We start from the raw sequence: 17,896 nt of genomic DNA on the forward strand, positions 1-17,896 counted from the left end.
TGCTGGGTGGTTTCCCGTGACGTCTTTTCGTCAGGTCATTTGCGAAGGGGGGCAGTCGGGGCCTGTGCATAGCCTGTTGGGCTGAGGGGCGGGTGGCGATTGGTTCCAATGGCCGGTCGAGCGAATCAGGGGTGGTGGAGGTGGGTATGCAAGCAGCTCGGTCGTGGTTGCCACGCCTCGCTGCTTGCCGTTTAGAGGAGCTCAGGATAGTTGAGGCTCCGTGATCCACTCTGAGTAGCCTTTGCGGATTTTTTCGTCGATCAGCTTGTTGGCCTCTGTCTCTGCTTTCGCTGAGCTGTCGAAGGTTTTGATCAGCGTCTGGCCTTTGCTGCCCAGTCGGCCGAAGGAAATGGTGAGCTCATCGCCTTGCCAGCCGATTTTCCAGAACTTGGCAGCGCTGCCCTGTTCGAGCCGAAACTCGCGCAGGTTTATCTCGGGACTGGCCGTTTCGGGTTCGTTCGCAGGCTCTGGTGCATGCTCGATCTCCGGTACTCGTTCGGGTTGCGCGCTTGGCTTGTCGCTCAGGGCCTGCTCGATCCGCGTAATGACTCCGTCCGGGTCGCTCAGCCACTGTTTGCTCGGTATGTCGATGACTTTCCAGCCGAAGCTGCGCAGTACCGTAGGTTGGAACACATAGCGCTCGCGAACCGTTGCCTCGCTTGCGTCGCGACCGCTATCAAGCTGGATGGCGAGCTTGTAGAGCTGGCCGGAGCCGTCGACGATGGCCAGGTCGCAACGGAATTGCGAGCTGCCGACGTGTTCGTGGACCTCGTGGCCTCGCGCACGCAGTGCTGTTGCCAGGGCGCTGCGGAACGGGCTGTGGGGCACCTTGGTGTCGAACGAGCGCTGTGCGCCGGGGTTGAGGGTGCCGAGGATGCTCTGCGAGCGTTCGGTCTCGCCGCGTGAGCTGGCTTCGGCGAATTGCAGGAATGTCTTGAACGCGGCCGCTCCATCGTTGTGGGTGTTGGTGATGGCTTCCGCGTGAATGCTGCTGACGACTGCCATGCGATGTCGCGCTCGGCTGAAGATCACGTTGAGACGCTTCTCGCCGCCGCGCTGGTTGATCGGGCCGAAGTTCATCAGCATTCGGCCATGTGGGTCGGGGGCATAACAGATGCTCAGCAGGATGATGTCGCGCTCGTCGCCCTGGACGTTTTCCAGGTTCTTCACGAACAGGCCGTTGAACTGGCCGTCGTCCTCGCGCAGGTATTCGCGCTCCAGCAGGGTCGCGAAGTGCTGGTCTTCGGCGGCCAGGGCGTCCAGTGCGGCATCTATTTCGTTCTGCTGCGCTTCGGAGAAGGCCACGATGCCGATGCTCAGGCCAGTGCCGCGCGTCAGCAGTTCCTGCACGGTGCCTGCTATGACGCGGGCTTCGGCCTGGTTGCGGCGATTTTCATAGACGCCGTTGGCGACTTTCAGGAAGCTGACCGGCTTGGCGAGCAAGGCATCGCAGGCGTGCCTTGGCATGTCCGGGTCGGTCACAACCAGGTCGGCCGGCGGTTCGATCCGCTGGGTGATCTTGCGGTCGGGGATGGTGATCAAGCGGCCTTCATAGAAGGCTGCGTTGGAAAAGCTGATCAGCGCTTCATGGCGACTGCGGTAGTGCCAGGCCAGCAGAGTGGCCGGCAGGTTGCGAGCGGCCTGGCTGAGCAGGCTGTCGGCATCCAGTTGGATGGTAATGAGTTCTCCGTCCTCTTCTGCGGTCACCTGGTCGTCGTCTTCCTCCCCGCTGGCGGAGAAGAAGCTCGAGGGCGGCAGCTGCATCTCGTCGCCCACCACGATCACCTGCTGTGCCCGGCTGAGCGCCGGTACGGCTTCTTCACTGGGAATCTGGCTGGCTTCGTCGAAGATCACGACATCGAACAGAGATGTCTGCAGCGGCAAGGTGTCGGAAACCGACAGTGGGCTCATCAGCCAGATTGGCTTGAGGTCGTTGATCACCAGGCCGCTATCGCCGCTGGCCAACTCGCGAATGGCGCGGTAGCGCATGCTCTTGCCGAACTCGTGTTCGAGTTCGCGGCGACCCCTGCTGTAGCTTTTCTTGAATTGCTTGCTCTCGTCGTCCAGCTGGCTGCCGGCCAGTGAAGCGCGCTTGACCTGTTCGAGGAAGTTGCGGTGCTGTGTCGCTTCGATCAGTTGCGCGTTCAGGCGCAAGACTTCCCGTTCGGCGGCGCTGATCTGGGCTACCGCCTCGGTCAGTTCCCGCTCGCCGAACTTGGCCAGTTCCGGGTCGCTTCGATAAAGGCGGGCGAGCGCTTCCCTGGCGATCAGCACGTCCATTTCCTTCTGGCCCAGCGGGTGTTCCTGCAAGGCGGCGACGGTAGCGCGATCGGCGTTGTGCAGCTCGCGCAGCAACGGAATCCAGTCCGGCAGCTCCTCGAGGTCTTCACGCAGGTCTCGCAGGTATTCGCCAAGCTCCCCGAGCTTCATATCGGGGCCGCTGAGGTGGTTGCGTAGCTGCTCCTCCAGGGCGGCGAAGGCCTGCGTCGAGCGCGCCGCCTGTTGCGCTTGCTGGCTTGCCTGGGTCGATTCGCCCAGGTTTCCGAGCCACTGGTGGAGCAGGGGCGAGGTGCGCATGGTTTGCGCAACCTGCGCCAGCGCTGTCATGAACTGACTGCTGTCGGGGATGCCGTACTGCGTGACCAGTTCCTGTTCGGCGCCCAATGCGGCCGCCTCGGCACGGTGCGCCGCGGCCAGGCTTTCCAGCAGGCTGAGGTACGACGGTTGGACCGCATGCTTGCTGAAGTCGTAACGCCGGCGCATTTCACTGCGCAGGCGCCACCAGGCCGGGTTGAAGAAGCGCAGCATCGAATGGCCGACTCGACCTTCGAGCTCCAAGGCAGCCCTGGTGTCCTCCGCAGTCAGCCGCTCGCGCCAGTTCGCGGTTTGCTGCATGGCTTGCTGATGCTCCTGCTGCAGCGTCTGCAGTGCCGCCAGTCGCTCGCGGAGCGTTTGTCGGGCGGCGGATTTTTCGTCGAGCAGTTCGAGCTGAACGGCCAGATTGAAGTCCGCTACCTGGCGAACCGCCTGCGCCAGCGCCTGGCCATTGGCGAGTGAGGTGTCGGCGGTGAACAGGCTGCCGGGGGCGTCCCAGTGCGCTTCGAGCGCTTCAAGCAGCGGCGTGGCCTGGTCGATGAACGTACTGACCTGGCTGTAGACCTGTTCGCTTTCCAGCAGCTGCGCCGACAGTCGGCAGAAGGGGTGGGCGGCGAAACTGGCGAGTCCGAAGCGCTCTTGCAACCTGGCGTAGAGGCGTGCGCTCAGCTCCCTGTTGGCTTCCCACTCTGCCCAGTTCGGCAGGCGTTCCCGGGCTTGCGGGCTGATTTCGATGCTGACGTCCGGTAGTTCCACCAGCCGCTGGACCAGTTGGCGCACGCTGCAGGCCAGGTCGCCCGGAATGCCAGCCATTGCCTGGTCGAAGCGCTCGATCTTTCTCAAGGGGGCGGCCATGCGCTCGAGTTCCGCGGTGCGGCGAGTCTCCAGTTCGTCCCGGTTGTGTGGCTTGGCCACCCAGCTTTCGTAGCAATCGCGCAGGTTGCCGACGAAGGCCTTCTTGTCGGTTTGCGAGTCGTGGATCAGGCAGCACAGTTCGTCCAGTCCGGCCTGCTGCAGGCGATGGAAGACCACATCGAGCGCCGCGCGCTTTTCGCAGACGAACAGCACGCGCAGGCCGCGACCCGCATAGTCCGCGATCAGGTTGGTAATGGTCTGCGACTTGCCGGTGCCCGGTGGCCCCTGGATGATGAAATTGCGCCCGCTGCGGGCCAAGGCGACCGCGGCATTCTGGGTCGCATCGGCCGGCACCACGTTCCATTGCTCCGCCAGGGGGATCGCCTGCGGCACATCGACCTCGACCTCGCGCGGCTCGATGGAGAACATCCGGTCGAAGCCCGCATTGGCGGCCGGCTCGTCTATGAGCTGCGCGTAGTCGCGCACCAGCGACATCTTCTTGTAGTTGAAGTTGGCCAGGGTCACCTGGGTCAGGTCGATGTCCCAGGCGTACTTGTGGCCCTCTTCCCTGGCCAGGCCGTAGGTCAGGCTCTGCGCGCTGTTGTCACTGGCCACGGCATGCCGCAGGTCGCTCTTGGCGGTAGGCTGGAAGCCCACTGCATCGCGGAGGGGCGATAGCGAGGGTTCGACCCACTGGCGGAACAGTGCGAGGCCCAGGGGGCGATAGTCGTTGCGGTCGTAGCTGAAGTCGGGGCGATTGGGAATCGACGACACCGGCTTGTAGCCGCGCCGACGCTGGAAATGCTGCAGTCGCTGGACGGCCTTCTGGTGGATCAGCCGGATGGCCGGCTTGCTTTGCAGGCGCAGTTCCACGCTCGGTTCGCTCTGGTGAATCTGCCGGCTGAGATCGGCATGCACCTCGGCGATCGTGGTTTTCTGCAGGTCCACGGTCTCAGGCAGCTGGATATCGTAGAGCTGGCGCAATTGATGGCGCAGCACGGGGTTGAACTCGGCCTGGCTCTCGTCGCATTGCAGGACGTATTGGTCCCGTACGCCTTTCTTCTTCACCAGCTCCACCGGTAGCCACAGCAGCGGAGACAGGATGCGCTCTTCGGGAAACTCCTTCAGGTTGTGCCAGCGCATGAATGCCAGCACCAGGCGCAGGTTGCTGAAGCCATATTCGGCGCGGTCGCGGCGGGTCTCTTGGATGAGGCGGTCGAGGGACGATGGAAGGTATGCCTGTTCTTCGAGGCGCAGCCATTTCTGCAGGCTGATCGGCTTGCCGCTCAGCACTTGCTCGGCGAAGTTGCCGCTCCAGGTGCAAAGTTCCTCGGCGCGGATGCTCTCCAGGTGCAGGACCAGTGGAACGCTGGCGACGGTCAGGTTGACGTTGGCCTGGGTCGGGCGGAAGTGCAGCAGGCGATTGCGCCGCGACAGGTCGAACAGGCGATCGCGCAAGTGCTCCAGCACGGCCGTGCGCCGCGAGCCTGGACCCTTGATGCCGGTCAGCAGGCCTTCGACATCCAGCCCGGTGGGCTGGTCGCGCCAGTGTTCCAGGCGACGGATGAGCGCGCCCAGGTTGCTTGCCCGTTGGTGGCGATTGAGCTCGGTCATCTCGACGATGGTGCCGGCCAATACGGGGTTGAGCTGCGGGGCGATCTCGAAGAGGTTGCGCCGATGCGAGGCAAAGCCCTGCAGGTCTTCTTCGTTGCGCAAGTCCAGGCCGCAGGCCAGGCACGCCAGGATCTGGCCAAGGTGGAAAATGTCGGTGATCGGGTCATGGTGGTCGACCAGTTGTTCCCACGAGCGGAAGCCGGTGACGAACACCGGCTTGGCGATCTCCTGCTCTTCCGTTTCCTGCACTTGCAGGTTGTCCTCCGTGACGCCATGTTCGGCGTCGTAGGTCCGGCGCAGCTCGCCGATGACATTCAGCGCCGAGCTGTGCATGGGCTGCACGTCGCGCAGGCGCTTGGGGGCATACCTTGGCTCGTCGCCTTGCGGATTGCGCAGACACAGCGAACCTTGCGCGTCTTGCAGCACCGATCCGGCATTCAATTGTGCGACTCGACCCTTGTCGTGAAGACGTGCGGTCTCGCGCATCAACGGCAGGACCAGATGCAGCACATCGTCGATGGGCATCTGGGCGTTGGCTTTGGAGGCCAGCAGCTGGCCGAGCGTCAGTTCGGATTGTTGCTCGCTCATGCGCTGGTGCCCTCCTTCATGGCTTTGCCGAGCTTGGCCAGTTCGCGCCTGCTCAATTTCAGGTCGCGCCTGAGTATCTTCAGAAAGGCCTCCCGGCCGCCTAGTTCGACCGCCATGCCGGCTGCCTGCAACAAGGCGTGGTCTCGCAGGTCTTCATCGACCAGGGCCAGGTCCAGCAGCAGGTAATGCAGGTACTCCTGCACGTTGGTGTCGATGCGTTGGGCATCGAGCGTGGCCAGGTCGATGGGGGGATGATTGTCGGACCAGTCGGGAAAGAACTGCTGCACCTGGCTCATGACCGGCTCGGAACGCAAGGAAGGCTCGCGCAGAAAACGCGCAATGAAACCGCGTGTGATGTCCGTCAGCGCCACCTGGCCGGTGAGGTCCAGGTTGGTGAGTTGCAACGGGCCACGCAGGCGCCGGTGCAGCCAGTCATCGAGCTGCGCGTCCTGCCGCCACCACAGGTCGATCGCCTGTGAGCGCAGGAACGACTCAGGATGAGAGTCCCCCTGGGATACCTGGCCAGCCTTGCCGTCGAGCTCCAGAGCCTGCTGCAGGTAGGCATCGGCATCGACGTCGGCGATCCCGGTATGCACCTTGACCAGCATGGAAATCGTGGCCTTGGCGGACTGCGCGGCGAGAGCGGCCCCGCGGTCGGCGTACAGTTCGGTGTGCAGGCCGTAGAGACGCGCGGTTTCGAGGTAACTGGGGTTTCGGCTGTTCGACACCGCGCTATGGTTGAGCACGCGATCAGCGATGAGGTATTCGCCGCCGTGCTCGGACCAGAGGTGGTAGTGGGCCATTTCATGCCCCAGCAGTGCGAGCAGTTCGGTGCTTTGCAGGCGTTCCAGGACAGGCCCCTCCAGCACGATGTGGGCTTCGCCCGGCAGGAAGTAGAGCGTCGCGTTCATGCTCGAGCCGTTCGCCTGGTAAAGCGTCACCGGCGCATCGATCTGCAAGTTTTCCAAGGCTTGCCGGCAAAGCTCGTAGACCGGAGCGTGGCTTGTCGGAGCCAGCCGGTAGGTGTCGCGCAGCAGCTGTGCGCGCACTTCGTTGCTGTGTTGCTCCTGCACGCTGAGGGAGGAGGCCCAGGCCCAGACGTCCGGCTCCCAGTCTTTCAGATACGCCAAGACTTCAGACTGATAGGGCAGAGGATTCAGTCTGTCGATTGCTGCCGCTGCAGTGACCACCGTGCATACGTCCCTGTAGTGAATGAGGCGCCCTTATAGCACGTCCAGGCGCGCCAAGCCCTTGTCCTGCCGCAGAAGTGGGGAGCGCCTCATGCTCTGCAGCCGGGTGCGCTCCGGTTCCCGTTCGGCTGGGAAGGCCTGCCAGTGCTGCCGAGCCCGCTGGGCCGTGGCGGCTTTCGCACGGTTCTGTTTCGGCCTTCCGTCGCCCGGCGGGGCTGTCACATTGGCATCGCCGGATATCTCTGTTATCTGTATATATATACAGTCGTATGGCGGTTCCCTTGCATGTGCCCGATTCTTTTTCCCGACCCTGCAGCAGGGCTGTGGCGTTCCTGTCCATCGCTTCGGCTGCCCGGTTTGGCATTGCCGAGGGGGATGTCATGGGGGCGGTGATTGCGCTCGATTCGCTGCTGCACCAGCGGCGTGTCTGGAAGGGGCAGTCGCTGGAGGTGCCCCTCGGGACCCAGCCGACCGGGCATACCCTGTTGGATGCGCTGTTGCCGAACGGCGGCTGGCCGGAGGCTGCGCTCAGCGAGTTGTTGCTGCCGGCCGACGGCCTTGGCGAGTTGCGCTTACTGTGGCCGACCCTGGCACGCTTGACCCGCGCCGAGGAGCGGGTCGTGCTGGTGGCCCCGCCCCATGTGCCGTACCCCCATGCCTGGCAGGCCGCAGGCGTGGACCTGCGCTGGCTGGCGTGGGTGGAGGCGAGTGGTCGGGACGCCCTGTGGGCTGCGGAGCAGTGCTTGCGCTCGGGCAGCTGCGGGGCCGTGCTGTGCTGGCCGCAGCAGGCGGACGACCGTGCCCTGCGCCGTTTGCAGGTGGCGGCCGAGACAGGGCAGACCCTGGCCTTTGCCTATCGCCCGTTGCGCGAGGCGGTGAATCCGTCGCCAGCGGCGCTGCGCATCGCCGTCGAGGGGCGGCCGGCGCAGTTGCGGGTGCTCAAGTGCCGTGGCGGGCTGGCTCCAGCCACCGCCATTCCTTGGCAATGAGGCCGTTATGCGTTGGGCATGCATATTGTTGCCGCAGCTGGCTCTGGATGGCGTCTTGCGTGGCCGGGAGGAGGGCGGCGAGCCCTTGGCGCTGGTGACCGGCACGCCGCAGCGCCGGGTGCTGCAAACGGTCAACCGGGCTGCCCGTGCGCTTGGCCTGCGCCCTGGCCAGTCGCTGGCCGCAGCCCATGCGCTGACGCGGGATTTCACCGCGATCGAATACGACCCGAGCGAGGTCGAGCGCTGGCAGCGCTTTCTGGCGGCCTGGGCATACCGTTTCAGTTCCCACGTCAGCCTGCACTACCCGCGGGTGTTGCTGCTGGAAGTGGAGTCCAGCTTCACGCTGTTCGGTCCTTGGCCGCGTTTCGAGGCGCGTCTGCGCGATGAGCTGACGGCGCTGGGCTTTCGCCATCGCATCGTGGCGGCCCCCAACCCGGTGGCGGCGCGCGTGTTGGCCAATGTCCATGACGGACTGGGCGTGGCGGACGCAGAGAGCCTGCGCGGAGCCTTGGAGCGCATGCCCGTCGAGCGCGCCGGCTTCAGCCGCGAAGCGGCATCGGCATTTTCCCGCATGGGCTTGCGCACGCTTCGCCAGGTGCTGGCGTTGCCGCGGGATACCGTGGCCCGGCGCTTTGCGCCGGAGGTGCTGGGACATCTGGACAGGCTGCTCGGAAAGCGAGCGCTGGCGCTGGACTGCTACCTGCCGCCGGACGAATTCGACGTGCGCATCGAGCTGAATTTCGAGGTGGCATCGCACCAGGCCCTGCTGTTTCCGGTGCGCCGGCTGACGGCCGACTTGGCTGCGTTTCTCGCCGGGCGCGACAGCGGGGTACAGCGTTTCACCCTGCATCTGGAGCACCGGGAAGGCGCGGACTCGCAGGTGCCGGTCGGCCTGCTCGGTGCCGAGCGCGAGGCTGCCATGCTCTTCGAGGTGGCGCGCGGGCGGCTGGAGCAACTGCAGGTGCCCGCACCGGTACAAGCGGTGCGCCTGGTGGCCCGGGAGCTGTCCGCCTTTGTCCCGCAGCATCGCGAACTGTTCGATGAGCGCCCGCAACAGTCGCTACCCTGGGAGCAACTGCGCGAACGCCTGCGGGCGCGGTTGGGGGATGCAGCGGTGCACGGCCTGGGCGCCCATGCCGATCATCGTCCCGAGCACGCCTGGCAGCCGGAGCCAGCAGCCGGACCCACAATGCCGGGGCCCGACGTGCTGCGCCCCGGCTGGCTTCTGCGCGAGGCGCTGCCGTTGCGGGAGGCGGGGGTGCGCTTCCTGGCAGGCCCCGAGCGTGTCGAGTCCGGTTGGTGGGACGGTGGCGATGTGCGCCGCGATTACTACCTGATTGAAACCCGCGCGGGCCAGCGCGGCTGGGCCTACCGCGTGGTTGGCGAAGGCGAGCGGTTATGGCTGCAGGGCTGGTTCGCATGAGCGGCTACGCCGAGCTGCACTGCCTGTCGAATTTCAGCTTTCAACGCGGAGCGTCCAGTGCCCGGGAGTTGTTCGAACGGGCCAGGCGCCATGGCTACCGGGCTCTGGCGATCACCGACGAATGCACCCTGGCCGGCATCGTGCGGGCCTGGCAGGCCGCGCAGGAGGTCGAGCTGCCCCTGATCGTCGGCAGCGAGGTGCGGGTGGAGAACGGCCCCAAGCTGGTGCTGCTGGCGGAGAACCTGGGCGGCTACCAGGCCTTGTGCCAACTGATCACCCGGGCCCGGAGGCGGGCGGAAAAGGGCCGCTATCGCCTGCTGCGCGAAGACCTCGCCGGGCCGCTGGATGGGCTGCTGGTGCTGTGGGTTCCCGATGGGACGACTGAGGAAACGGACGGGCATTGGCTCGGCACGGTCTTTCCCGGGCGCTTGTGGCTGGCGGTGGAGCTGCATCGTGGACCTGATGATGCCCGGCGCCTGGCCGAACTGCAGGCGCTGGCGGCGAGCCTGGGCATTCCGGCGGTGGCCGCGGGCGATGTGCACATGCATGCTCGCGGGCGCCGCGCCCTGCAGGACTGCATGACCGCCATCCGCCACCACTGCACGGTGGCTGAGGCGGGGCACCGGTTGTTCCCCAATGGCGAACGGCACCTGCGTCCGCGCGCGGCCCTGGCCGAGCTGTACCCGCCGGAGCTGCTGGCGGAAACGCTGCGCATCGCCGAGCGTTGCACCTTCGAGCTGAGCCAGTTGCGCTACCAGTACCCCCGCGAGCTGGTGCCGGCGGGGTTCACGCCAACCACCTGGCTGCGTGAGCTGGCCGAACGGGGGCTGCGCTGGCGCTGGCCGCAGGGCGAGTCGCCGAAGGTGCGCGCCCTGATCGAGAAGGAGCTGGGGCTGATCGCCGAGCTGGAGTACGAAAGCTATTTCCTCACCGTGCACGACCTGGTGCGCTTCGCCCGCGACCAGGGGATTCTCTGCCAGGGACGGGGGTCGGCGGCCAATTCGGCGGTGTGCTTCGTCCTGGGCATCACCGAGCTGGACCCGGATCGCATGAACCTGCTGTTCGAGCGTTTCATGTCCAAGGAACGCAACGAGCCGCCGGATATCGACGTGGACTTCGAGCACGAGCGTCGCGAGGAGGTCATCCAGTACGTGTTCACGCGCTACGGCCGGAGCCGTGCGGCGCTCACCGCGGTGGCCAGCAGCTACCGCGGCGCCGGGGCGATACGCGACGTGGCCAAGGCTCTCGGCCTGCCGCCGGACCAGGTCAACGCGCTGGCCGACTGCTGCGGGCGCTGGAGCGAACGGGTACCGACGGCTGAACGTTTGCGGGAAGTCGGCTTCGACCCGGACAGCCCGGTGCTGCGCCCGGTGCTGGCGTTGGCCGCCGAACTGATCGGCTTCCCGCGGCACCTGTCGCAGCACCCGGGCGGTTTCGTGATCTCCGAGCAGCCGCTGGACACCCTGGTACCGGTGGAGAACGCGGCCATGGAGGGGCGCACCGTCATCCAGTGGGACAAGGACGATCTGGATCTGGTCGGCCTGCTCAAGGTGGACGTGCTGGCGCTGGGCATGCTCAGCGCATTGCGCCGCTGTTTCGACCTGATCGCCCATTACCGGGGCCTGCGCTGGACCCTGGCGAGCATCCCCGCCGAGGACATGGCCACCTACGACATGATCGGGCGCGCCGATACCGTCGGCGTCTTCCAGATCGAATCCCGGGCGCAGATGGCCATGCTGCCCCGGCTCAAGCCGAGGACCTTCTATGACCTGGTGATCGAGGTGGCCATCGTTCGTCCGGGGCCCATCCAGGGCGACATGGTGCATCCCTACCTGCGCCGGCGAAACGGCGAGGAAGCCGTGAACTATCCGTCCGAAGCCTTGCGCGCGGTGTTCGAGCGCACCCTGGGGGTGCCCTTGTTCCAGGAACAGGTCATGGAGCTGGCCATCGTCGCGGCCGACTACACGCCTGGCGAGGCCGACCAGCTGCGGCGCTCCATGGCCGCCTGGAAGCGCCACGGCGGCCTGGAACCACACCAGGAGCGGCTGATGACGCGCATGGTCGCCAACGGCTACACGGCCGAGTTCGCCGCGCGTATTTTCGAGCAGATCAGAGGCTTCGGCAGCTACGGCTTCCCCGAGTCCCATGCTGCCAGCTTCGCCCTGCTCACCTACGCCAGTTGCTGGCTGAAATGCCACGAGCCGGCAGCCTATGCCTGTGCGCTGATCAACAGCTGGCCGATGGGCTTCTACAGCCCCGACCAGGTGCTGCAGGATGCCCGTCGTCATCGCATCGAGGTGCGTCCGGTGGATGTGCGCTACAGCGACTGGGACTGCACGCTGGAGCCAAACGGGCAGGCGCAACCGGCGATCCGGTTGGGGTTGCGCATGGTCCGGGGGTTTCGCGAACAGGATGCCCGGCAGATCGAACAGGCGCGCGTGCTGGATGCCTTTGCCGATGTGGCCGACCTCAGTGCCCGCGCCCGGTTGGATGCCCGCGCCCGTGCCCGCCTGGCGGATGCCGGCGCCCTGCGCGGGTTGGCCGGCCACCGGCATCGGGCGCGCTGGGAAGTGGCCGCCGTCGAGGCGCAGCTGCCGCTATTCGCCGGCCAGCCGGCCCCGCGCGAGGCGCATGTACCGCTGCCGCTGCCAACGGTGGGGGAGGACCTGCAGGCGGACTATGCCACGGTCGGCACCACCCTCGGGCCCCACCCACTGGCGCTGCTGCGCCGGGAGCTCCGGGCGCGGCGTTGCCGCAGCTCGAGGGAGCTGGCGGAGGTGGAGAATGGTCGCGCCGTCAGCGTCGCCGGCCTGGTCATCGGCCGCCAGCGTCCGCAAACCGCGAGCGGGGTGACCTTCGTCACCCTCGAGGACGAACACGGCATGGTCAACGTGGTGGTCTGGCATGACCTTGCCGAGCGCCAGCGACGGCCCCTGATCGAGTCGCGGCTATTGCGCGTGGATGGCCGCCTGGAGACGGAAAGCGGAGTGCGTCATCTGATCGCCGGCCGCCTGAGCGACCTGACCCCGCTGTTGACCGGGCTGGACGTGCGCAGCCGGGATTTTCACTGAACCCTTACCAGTCCAGATGCAACTGGCTCTCGAAGCAGCGCCGCTCGCCCGTCAGCGGGTCGCTGAAGGCCAGGGACTGGGCCAGCAGCTTCAGCGGGCGTGCATAGTCGTCGGCGGCATCCGCGGCGGCGGTCAGCGTCGGATAGAAGATGTCGTTGCAAATCCCTGCACCGAGCGCCGCCATGTGCAGGCGCAGTTGGTGCTTCTTGCCGGTGACCGGGTACAGCCCGTAGCGCCACAGATCGCCATGGCGCTCGCAGACCTCGATGCGGGTTTCGCTGTTCGGTATACCTTCGGCTTCGCGCATGCGGAAGAACGGGTCGCCTTCGACCATGCGCGTGGCGCGCTTCAGCGGGAACGCCAGCCCTGGCAGGGCCGGGGCGATGGCCTCGTAACGCTTGTCGATCCGGCGCTCGCGGAACAGGGCCTGATAGCGTCCGCGGCTCTCGGGGTTGGCGGAGAACAGCACCAGCCCGGCGGTGAGCCGGTCGATGCGATGGATGGGCACCAGGTGCGGGTTGCCGAGGCGCCGCACCAGTCGCGCCAGCAGCGTCTGCTCGACGAAAGACCCTGAGGGCACCACCGGCAGGAAATGCGGCTTGTCCGCCACCACCAGGTGCTCGTCGGCATAGAGCACCATCTCTACGAAGGGGATCGGCGTTTCGTCCGGCACTTCGCGAAAATAGTGCACCCGCAGGCCTTCCCGATAGGCATGTTCCGGCGCCAAGGCCTGGCCCTGCTCATCCAGCACCCGCCCGCGCCGCATGCGTTCGAGCCAGACCTCGCGGCCGATGGCCGGAAAGCGCGCGCACAGGCAGTCGAGCACCGTCAGCCAGGGGCCGGGAGGCAGGTGCAAGGTGCTCGGGCGAGGACCGGGGAACGTCATGGGCATGCGGACACGGAAAAACGGGAGGGCATTAGGCCGCACCCTGTGCTCCGCGTCAAAGGCATGGGCCTGGCAGGTGGACGGGCAGGCCCGGGCGGGGTCCAATCGGTTTTTTGCCGGTGGGGGTGTACGTGGGTCGAACGAGGATACTGGCGTTATCGGGAAGTCTGCGGCGCGACTCCTACAACACGGCGGCTCTCAGGGCGCTCGCCCGGCTGGCGCCGGTAGGAGTTGAGCTGTCGCTGTATGGGGAGATGGCCGAGCTGCCGTTGTTCAATCCCGACCTGGACGCCTCGGCCATTGCTGCCGTCGTGCAGCTGGAATCCGACCTGGCCGAGGCCGACGGGCTCATCATCGCCAGCCCGGAATATGCCCATGGCATCAGCGGAGTGATGAAGAACGCCTTGGATTGGCTGGTGGGAGGGGAGGCGTTCGTCGACATGCCGGTCATGCTGGTCAATACATCGCCCCGTGCCTCGCATGCCCAGCGCATGCTGCGGGAGGTGGTCAGGACCATGTCTGGAAACATCGTCGAGCATGCCTGTATCGCCGTGCCGCTGCTGGGCAGCCATCTCGATGACAAGGCGATGCTTGGCGTCCCGGCGATTGCCGATGCGTTGGCCGGTGGCCTGCTGGCTTTTCATCATGCGATCGGTGTCGAGCAAGCGCGCGAGGGGGAACGGCATTGACGCGGGCCTCCACCGGGGTGGTGGAGGCCCGGCGCGGGGGTCAGCTGTTGCTGATCACCCATTTCACCATCGCTTCTCCCTCCTGCTTGCCGAAGGTCAGGGAGGCCACGGCGATGTATCCGCCGGCCTTGATCGGCGTATTGGTCACGCTTGCTCCGCAGGGGCATTCGCCTTTGCTGTCGCTTGGCTTGAACGCGTAGGGCAGGTCCAGGCTCAGGTTGCCGCTGGTGAGGCAGATCGAGCCCATGGCATGGCCGCCGGAGCCACTGGCGGAGGATGCCTTGCCGATGGCTTCCCCGTCCGTGGTGATTTGACAGCCGATCTTGATACCACTGAATTTCTCCATGGTATTGATTTCCTTGACGGTCCAACCGGTGTCGCTGTCATTCCTGATCTTGACCGTCGAGTTGTCGCAGCAGCTCATGGCATCCTCCTCAACCGCTCCGTGCGTTCTCATCGACCTGCCGGCCGGAGCAGGCGAAAGCCTGGCCCGGCGGGCAGCGATCTGTACTGGGTGACACATGAGCTAGAGCGGTAGGTATCCAGCGAGCGGCTATAAATGACTGGTTGCGACCTGTACCTGATGGCCATCTTGCCTCCCTGTCTCATCCAGGCCCGGGGAAACGCTGCGGTGCGTTACCCCGGCTGGACCCTGTCATCCAACAACCTAAGCCTAGTCAGCCAGGCCTGCCCTTCAAGCGAGGCGCTGGAAGCCTGGCCGGCTACTGCTCCGAAGCTTCCCGCACGACCGGGGCGGGCCGCGACATGAAGCGCGGCGCCAGGCGCATGCTGAGCACCACGACGCGCTGATAGAGCGCGGGGAACAGGCGCTGCAGCAGATCCAGGGCATAGGCATCCGCACCGATCAGGATGCGGCGCTTGTTGCGCAGCACGCCGTTGAGAATGACGCGCGCGGCCTTGTCCGGCGTGGTGCGCAGCAACTGGTCGTTGAACTGCTGACGGGCCTGCTCGATTTCCTGGCCGGTGAGCTGGGCCAGGCTGTCGTTCATGCGTGCGGTCTTGGCGATGTTGGTCTTGATGCCGCCCGGATGCACGCAGCTGGCGGAGACACCGCCTGCCTGCATATCCAGCTCCTGGCGCAATGACTCGGTGAAGCCGCGCACGGCGAACTTGCTGGCGTTGTAGGCGCTCATGCAGGGCTGGGAAAACAGGCCGAAGATGCTGGAGACATTGACGACATGCCCCTCGCCGCTGGCCTTGAGATGCGGCAGGAAGGCCTTGCTGCCGTTGACCACGCCCCAGAAATTGATGCCCATGATCCACTCGTAGTCGGCGTAGTCGTTGCCCTCCACGCTGCCGCCCTGGGCCACGCCGGCGTTGTTGACGACCAGGTTGATGCGACCGAAGGTTTCCATCACCCGGTCGGCCCAGGCGTGCATGGCCGCGCGGTCGGTGACGTCGAGCGGCTGGGAGCTGACCCGCACGCCGAGTTGCCGGGCCGCTTCGGCGGTCTGTTCCAGCGAGGCCGCGTCGATGTCCGCCAGGGCCAGGTGACAGCCCTGGCGGCCGAGGGCCATGGCCAGCGCACGGCCGATGCCGGAGCCGGCGCCGGTGATGGCGGCAACCTTGTTTTCGAACGACTTCATGCACCGATCTCCTGGGCGTGTGGGGTAGTAGCGGCGAACTTTTGCGCCGGATGGGCGGGATGCAGGCGGCTGAAGTGATAGGCCGCCGGGTCGAAGTGGCGGGTGAGCTGGCGGAAGCGCCAGGTGAAGCCCGGCCACACCGTGCAGTTGCGTCCGCTGACCGGGTGCAGGTACCAGCTCATGCAGCCGCCGGCGTTCCACACGGTATCGCCGAGCTGGCCCTGCAGCTTGCCGTTGAAGCGATCCTGCACGTCGCGCTTGACCTCCAGGCTGCTCAACCGCTGCTCGTCCAGCAGCTTGAGTGCGCCGAGCACGTAGTGGATCTGCGACTCGATCATGTAGACCATCGAGTTGTGGCCGAGCCCGGTATTCGGGCCCATCAGGAAAAACAGGTTGGGGAAGCCGGCGGTGAGGGTGCCCTTGTAGGCCTCCGGACCCTGCGGCCAGGTATCCAGCAGGTCGACGCCGTCGCGACCGAAGATGGTGGCGCGCGGCAGCGGGTCGCTGGGGGTGAAGCCGGTGCCGAAGATGATGGCGTCCACCTCGCGCTCCTGGCCGTCGCTGCTGACGATGCTGTGGGCGCGGATTTCGCGGATGCCCTCGGTGACCAGGGTGACGTTGGGCTGGGCCAGGGCTGGGTAGTAGTCGTTGGAGATCAGTACCCGTTTGCAGCCCATGCGGTAGTCCGGGACCAGTTTGGCGCGCAGCGCCGGGTCCTGGACCTGCCTGGCGATGAAGCGCTTGGCGAACGCCTCGGCCAGCTTCATCAGCCGGGGCGTCCAGGTGAAGCCAATTACCCGGCTTTCGAGCAGCGCATAGATGGCGCCGCGCCAGAGTTTCTGGCGCCAGGGCTGGCGCTCGAAGCGCCCGCGCTCGTCGGCACCGATGGCGCGGTCCGGCTTGGGCATGATCCAGGGTGCGCTGCGCTGATAGAGGTCGAGCCGGGCGACCTGCTTCTGGATCTGCGGCACGAACTGAATGGCCGAGGCGCCGGTGCCGATCACCGCGACGCGCTTGCCGCGAAGGTCGTAGTCATGGTCCCACTGCTGGGAGTGAAACTGCTTGCCGGCGAAACGCTCCAGGCCGTCGATCTTCGGGATGGACGGGGTGGAGAGGGCGCCCATGCCCGAGACCACGAAGCGCGCGCTGTAGCGGTTGCCGACGGCGTCCTGGAGGTGCCATAGCTCCTGCTCGTCGTCCCAGTGCATCTGGGCGATGGCGGTATTGAGCAGGGTCTTGTCCTGCAGGCGGTACTTCTCCCAGCAGCCTTCCAGGTAGGCGCGGATTTCCGTCTGCGGGGCGAACATGCGCGTCCAGCCGGGGTTGGGCTCGAAGGAAAAGGAGTAGAGATGGGATTGCACGTCGCAGGCGCAGCCGGGGTAGTGGTTGACCCGCCAGGTACCGCCGACGCCGGCCTCCTTCTCGAAGATCAGGAAGTCCTGCTCGCCCCGCTGGGTCAGGCGCATGGCCATGCCCAGGCCGGAAAAGCCGCTGCCGATGATGGCGATCTTGACGTGCCGTACCGCGGGTGCCGAGGGCGCGTTCATGCCTCACTCCTGTTATCGTTGTTGTGGATGTGTACAGTTGTCTACATGTATACACCCGTATACTTCCCGGTCAAACCAACCTTCCGTAGGGTGAGTCAAGCAGATGGACAGGCAGATAAAAGCGCAGCCGCTGGGGCAGCGCGTGGTGGCCCAGGGCAAGCGGTTGCTGATGGAAGCGGCGCTGCGCCTGAGCAGCCAGACCCGCAGCCTCAGCAGCCTGGGCCTACGCGAACTGGCCAGGGAAGCGGGGCTGAACCCGAATACCTTCTACCGGCACTTCGGCAATATCGACGAACTGGGCCTGGCGGTGATCGGCGAGTTGGCCGAGCAGTTGCGCCAACCGCTCCGCGATCTGCGGCGGGAGGCGGCGCAGCGTGCCGGCGAACCGGCTGCCACCGCGGGCATCGACCTGGTCCGCGGGCGGCGGGTCTGTCAGGAGACGGTGCAACTGTTCTTCGCCTTCGTCGGCGAGCACCCACAAGCCTTCATGCTCGGCATGCGCGAACTGCACGGCGCGTCACCGGTCTTGCGCGAGGCGTTGCGCCAGGTGATGGACGACTTCGCCACGGACATGGCGGTGGATATCGACGAATTGCGGCTCCTGCCTGGGCTGGAGCGCGCCGCGCTGGGCCAGGTCTCCGGCATGATCAGCCGGCAACTGTTCCAGCTCTCCCTGGAGTACATCGAGCAGCCGGCACGGCGCGGCACCATCTGCGCCCAGGCCGAGGCGCAGATCATGATGATGTTCGCCGGGGCGACGTGGTTGCAGGCGCAGGGTGTGCTGAACTTTTCGCCTGATCGAGGCTAGAAGCCCCTGGCGTAACGCTCCGTGCTGCCCGTCA

11 protein-coding genes are annotated in these 17,896 nt (G+C 66.0%); 5 read left to right on the forward strand and 6 right to left on the reverse strand.

Features of this window, described 5'->3' with window-relative positions:
* Positions 1 to 201: 201 nt before the first annotated feature.
* Together ACWKV7_RS18785 and ACWKV7_RS18790 are read right to left on the reverse strand one after the other, a co-directional pair.
* Positions 202 to 5,652 carry an AAA domain-containing protein gene (locus tag ACWKV7_RS18785; protein ID WP_483859221.1) on the reverse strand — a complete coding sequence of 1,817 codons (5,451 nt, stop codon included), beginning with the start codon at positions 5,650 to 5,652 and terminating at the stop codon, positions 202 to 204.
* A complete protein-coding gene (locus ACWKV7_RS18790; protein ID WP_483859222.1) occupies positions 5,649 to 6,782 on the reverse strand; it encodes a M48 family metalloprotease in 1,134 nt (377 codons plus the stop codon). The genes ACWKV7_RS18785 and ACWKV7_RS18790 overlap by 4 nt, the downstream gene beginning before the upstream one ends.
* Positions 6,783 to 7,222: 440 nt before the next feature.
* Between ACWKV7_RS18790 and imuA the strand changes: the two genes are divergently transcribed.
* Genes imuA through ACWKV7_RS18805 form a run of 3 tightly spaced genes read left to right on the forward strand, consistent with a single transcriptional unit; the run spans position 7,223 to position 12,325 of the window.
* Entirely contained in the window at positions 7,223 to 7,831 is a 609-nt protein-coding gene (imuA, locus tag ACWKV7_RS18795) for a translesion DNA synthesis-associated protein ImuA (protein ID WP_483859223.1), read from the forward strand.
* Between the two features lie 7 nt (positions 7,832 to 7,838).
* On the forward strand, positions 7,839 to 9,254 hold the full coding sequence (locus ACWKV7_RS18800) for a Y-family DNA polymerase (RefSeq protein ID WP_483859224.1): 1,416 nt from the start codon (positions 7,839 to 7,841) through the stop codon (positions 9,252 to 9,254).
* Positions 9,230 to 12,325 (forward strand): error-prone DNA polymerase, encoded by a 3,096-nt coding sequence (locus ACWKV7_RS18805; RefSeq protein WP_483859225.1) that lies wholly within the window; start codon positions 9,230 to 9,232, stop codon positions 12,323 to 12,325. The genes ACWKV7_RS18800 and ACWKV7_RS18805 overlap by 25 nt, the downstream gene beginning before the upstream one ends.
* Before the next feature lie 4 nt (positions 12,326 to 12,329).
* Here ACWKV7_RS18805 and ACWKV7_RS18810 read toward each other — a convergent pair whose 3' ends face one another.
* Positions 12,330 to 13,217, reverse strand: a complete 888-nt coding sequence (locus ACWKV7_RS18810; RefSeq protein WP_483859226.1) for a pseudouridine synthase — start codon at positions 13,215 to 13,217, stop codon at positions 12,330 to 12,332.
* 125 nt (positions 13,218 to 13,342) lie between these two features.
* Between ACWKV7_RS18810 and ACWKV7_RS18815 the strand changes: the two genes are divergently transcribed.
* Positions 13,343 to 13,900, forward strand: coding sequence for an NADPH-dependent FMN reductase (locus ACWKV7_RS18815; protein WP_483859264.1), 558 nt, complete (start codon positions 13,343 to 13,345; stop codon positions 13,898 to 13,900).
* A gap of 40 nt (positions 13,901 to 13,940) precedes the next feature.
* On the opposite strand, the gene ACWKV7_RS18820 is transcribed toward ACWKV7_RS18815, so the two are convergent.
* The 3 genes from ACWKV7_RS18820 to ACWKV7_RS18830 all read right to left on the reverse strand — a co-directional run bounded on the left by ACWKV7_RS18820 (position 13,941) and on the right by ACWKV7_RS18830 (position 17,054).
* Positions 13,941 to 14,324 (reverse strand): hypothetical protein, encoded by a 384-nt coding sequence (locus tag ACWKV7_RS18820; protein ID WP_483859227.1) that lies wholly within the window; start codon positions 14,322 to 14,324, stop codon positions 13,941 to 13,943.
* A 298-nt stretch (positions 14,325 to 14,622) separates the two neighbouring features.
* Positions 14,623 to 15,507, reverse strand: coding sequence for an SDR family NAD(P)-dependent oxidoreductase (locus ACWKV7_RS18825; RefSeq protein ID WP_483859228.1), 885 nt, complete (start codon positions 15,505 to 15,507; stop codon positions 14,623 to 14,625).
* On the reverse strand, positions 15,504 to 17,054 hold the full coding sequence (locus ACWKV7_RS18830) for a flavin-containing monooxygenase (RefSeq protein WP_483859229.1): 1,551 nt from the start codon (positions 17,052 to 17,054) through the stop codon (positions 15,504 to 15,506). The genes ACWKV7_RS18825 and ACWKV7_RS18830 overlap by 4 nt, the downstream gene beginning before the upstream one ends.
* Before the next feature lie 103 nt (positions 17,055 to 17,157).
* On the opposite strand from ACWKV7_RS18830, the gene ACWKV7_RS18835 reads away from it, so the two are divergent.
* Positions 17,158 to 17,862, forward strand: coding sequence for a TetR family transcriptional regulator (locus ACWKV7_RS18835; protein WP_483859230.1), 705 nt, complete (start codon positions 17,158 to 17,160; stop codon positions 17,860 to 17,862).
* Positions 17,863 to 17,896: the final 34 nt, after the last annotated feature.

The organism is Zestomonas ipomoeae (assembly GCF_057128665.1).

Coding starts and splice junctions, on each gene's coding strand:
- ACWKV7_RS18785 (WP_483859221.1), bottom strand. CDS start 5,652: ATGAGCGAGCAACAATCCGAACTGACGCTCGGCCAGCTGCTGGCCTCC.
- ACWKV7_RS18810 (WP_483859226.1), bottom strand. CDS start 13,217: ATGCCCATGACGTTCCCCGGTCCTCGCCCGAGCACCTTGCACCTGCCT.
- ACWKV7_RS18820 (WP_483859227.1), bottom strand. CDS start 14,324: ATGAGCTGCTGCGACAACTCGACGGTCAAGATCAGGAATGACAGCGAC.
- ACWKV7_RS18800 (WP_483859224.1), top strand. CDS start 7,839: ATGCGTTGGGCATGCATATTGTTGCCGCAGCTGGCTCTGGATGGCGTC.
- ACWKV7_RS18825 (WP_483859228.1), bottom strand. CDS start 15,507: ATGAAGTCGTTCGAAAACAAGGTTGCCGCCATCACCGGCGCCGGCTCC.
- ACWKV7_RS18830 (WP_483859229.1), bottom strand. CDS start 17,054: ATGAACGCGCCCTCGGCACCCGCGGTACGGCACGTCAAGATCGCCATC.
- ACWKV7_RS18835 (WP_483859230.1), top strand. CDS start 17,158: ATGGACAGGCAGATAAAAGCGCAGCCGCTGGGGCAGCGCGTGGTGGCC.
- ACWKV7_RS18805 (WP_483859225.1), top strand. CDS start 9,230: ATGGCTGCAGGGCTGGTTCGCATGAGCGGCTACGCCGAGCTGCACTGC.
- imuA (WP_483859223.1), top strand. CDS start 7,223: ATGGGGGCGGTGATTGCGCTCGATTCGCTGCTGCACCAGCGGCGTGTC.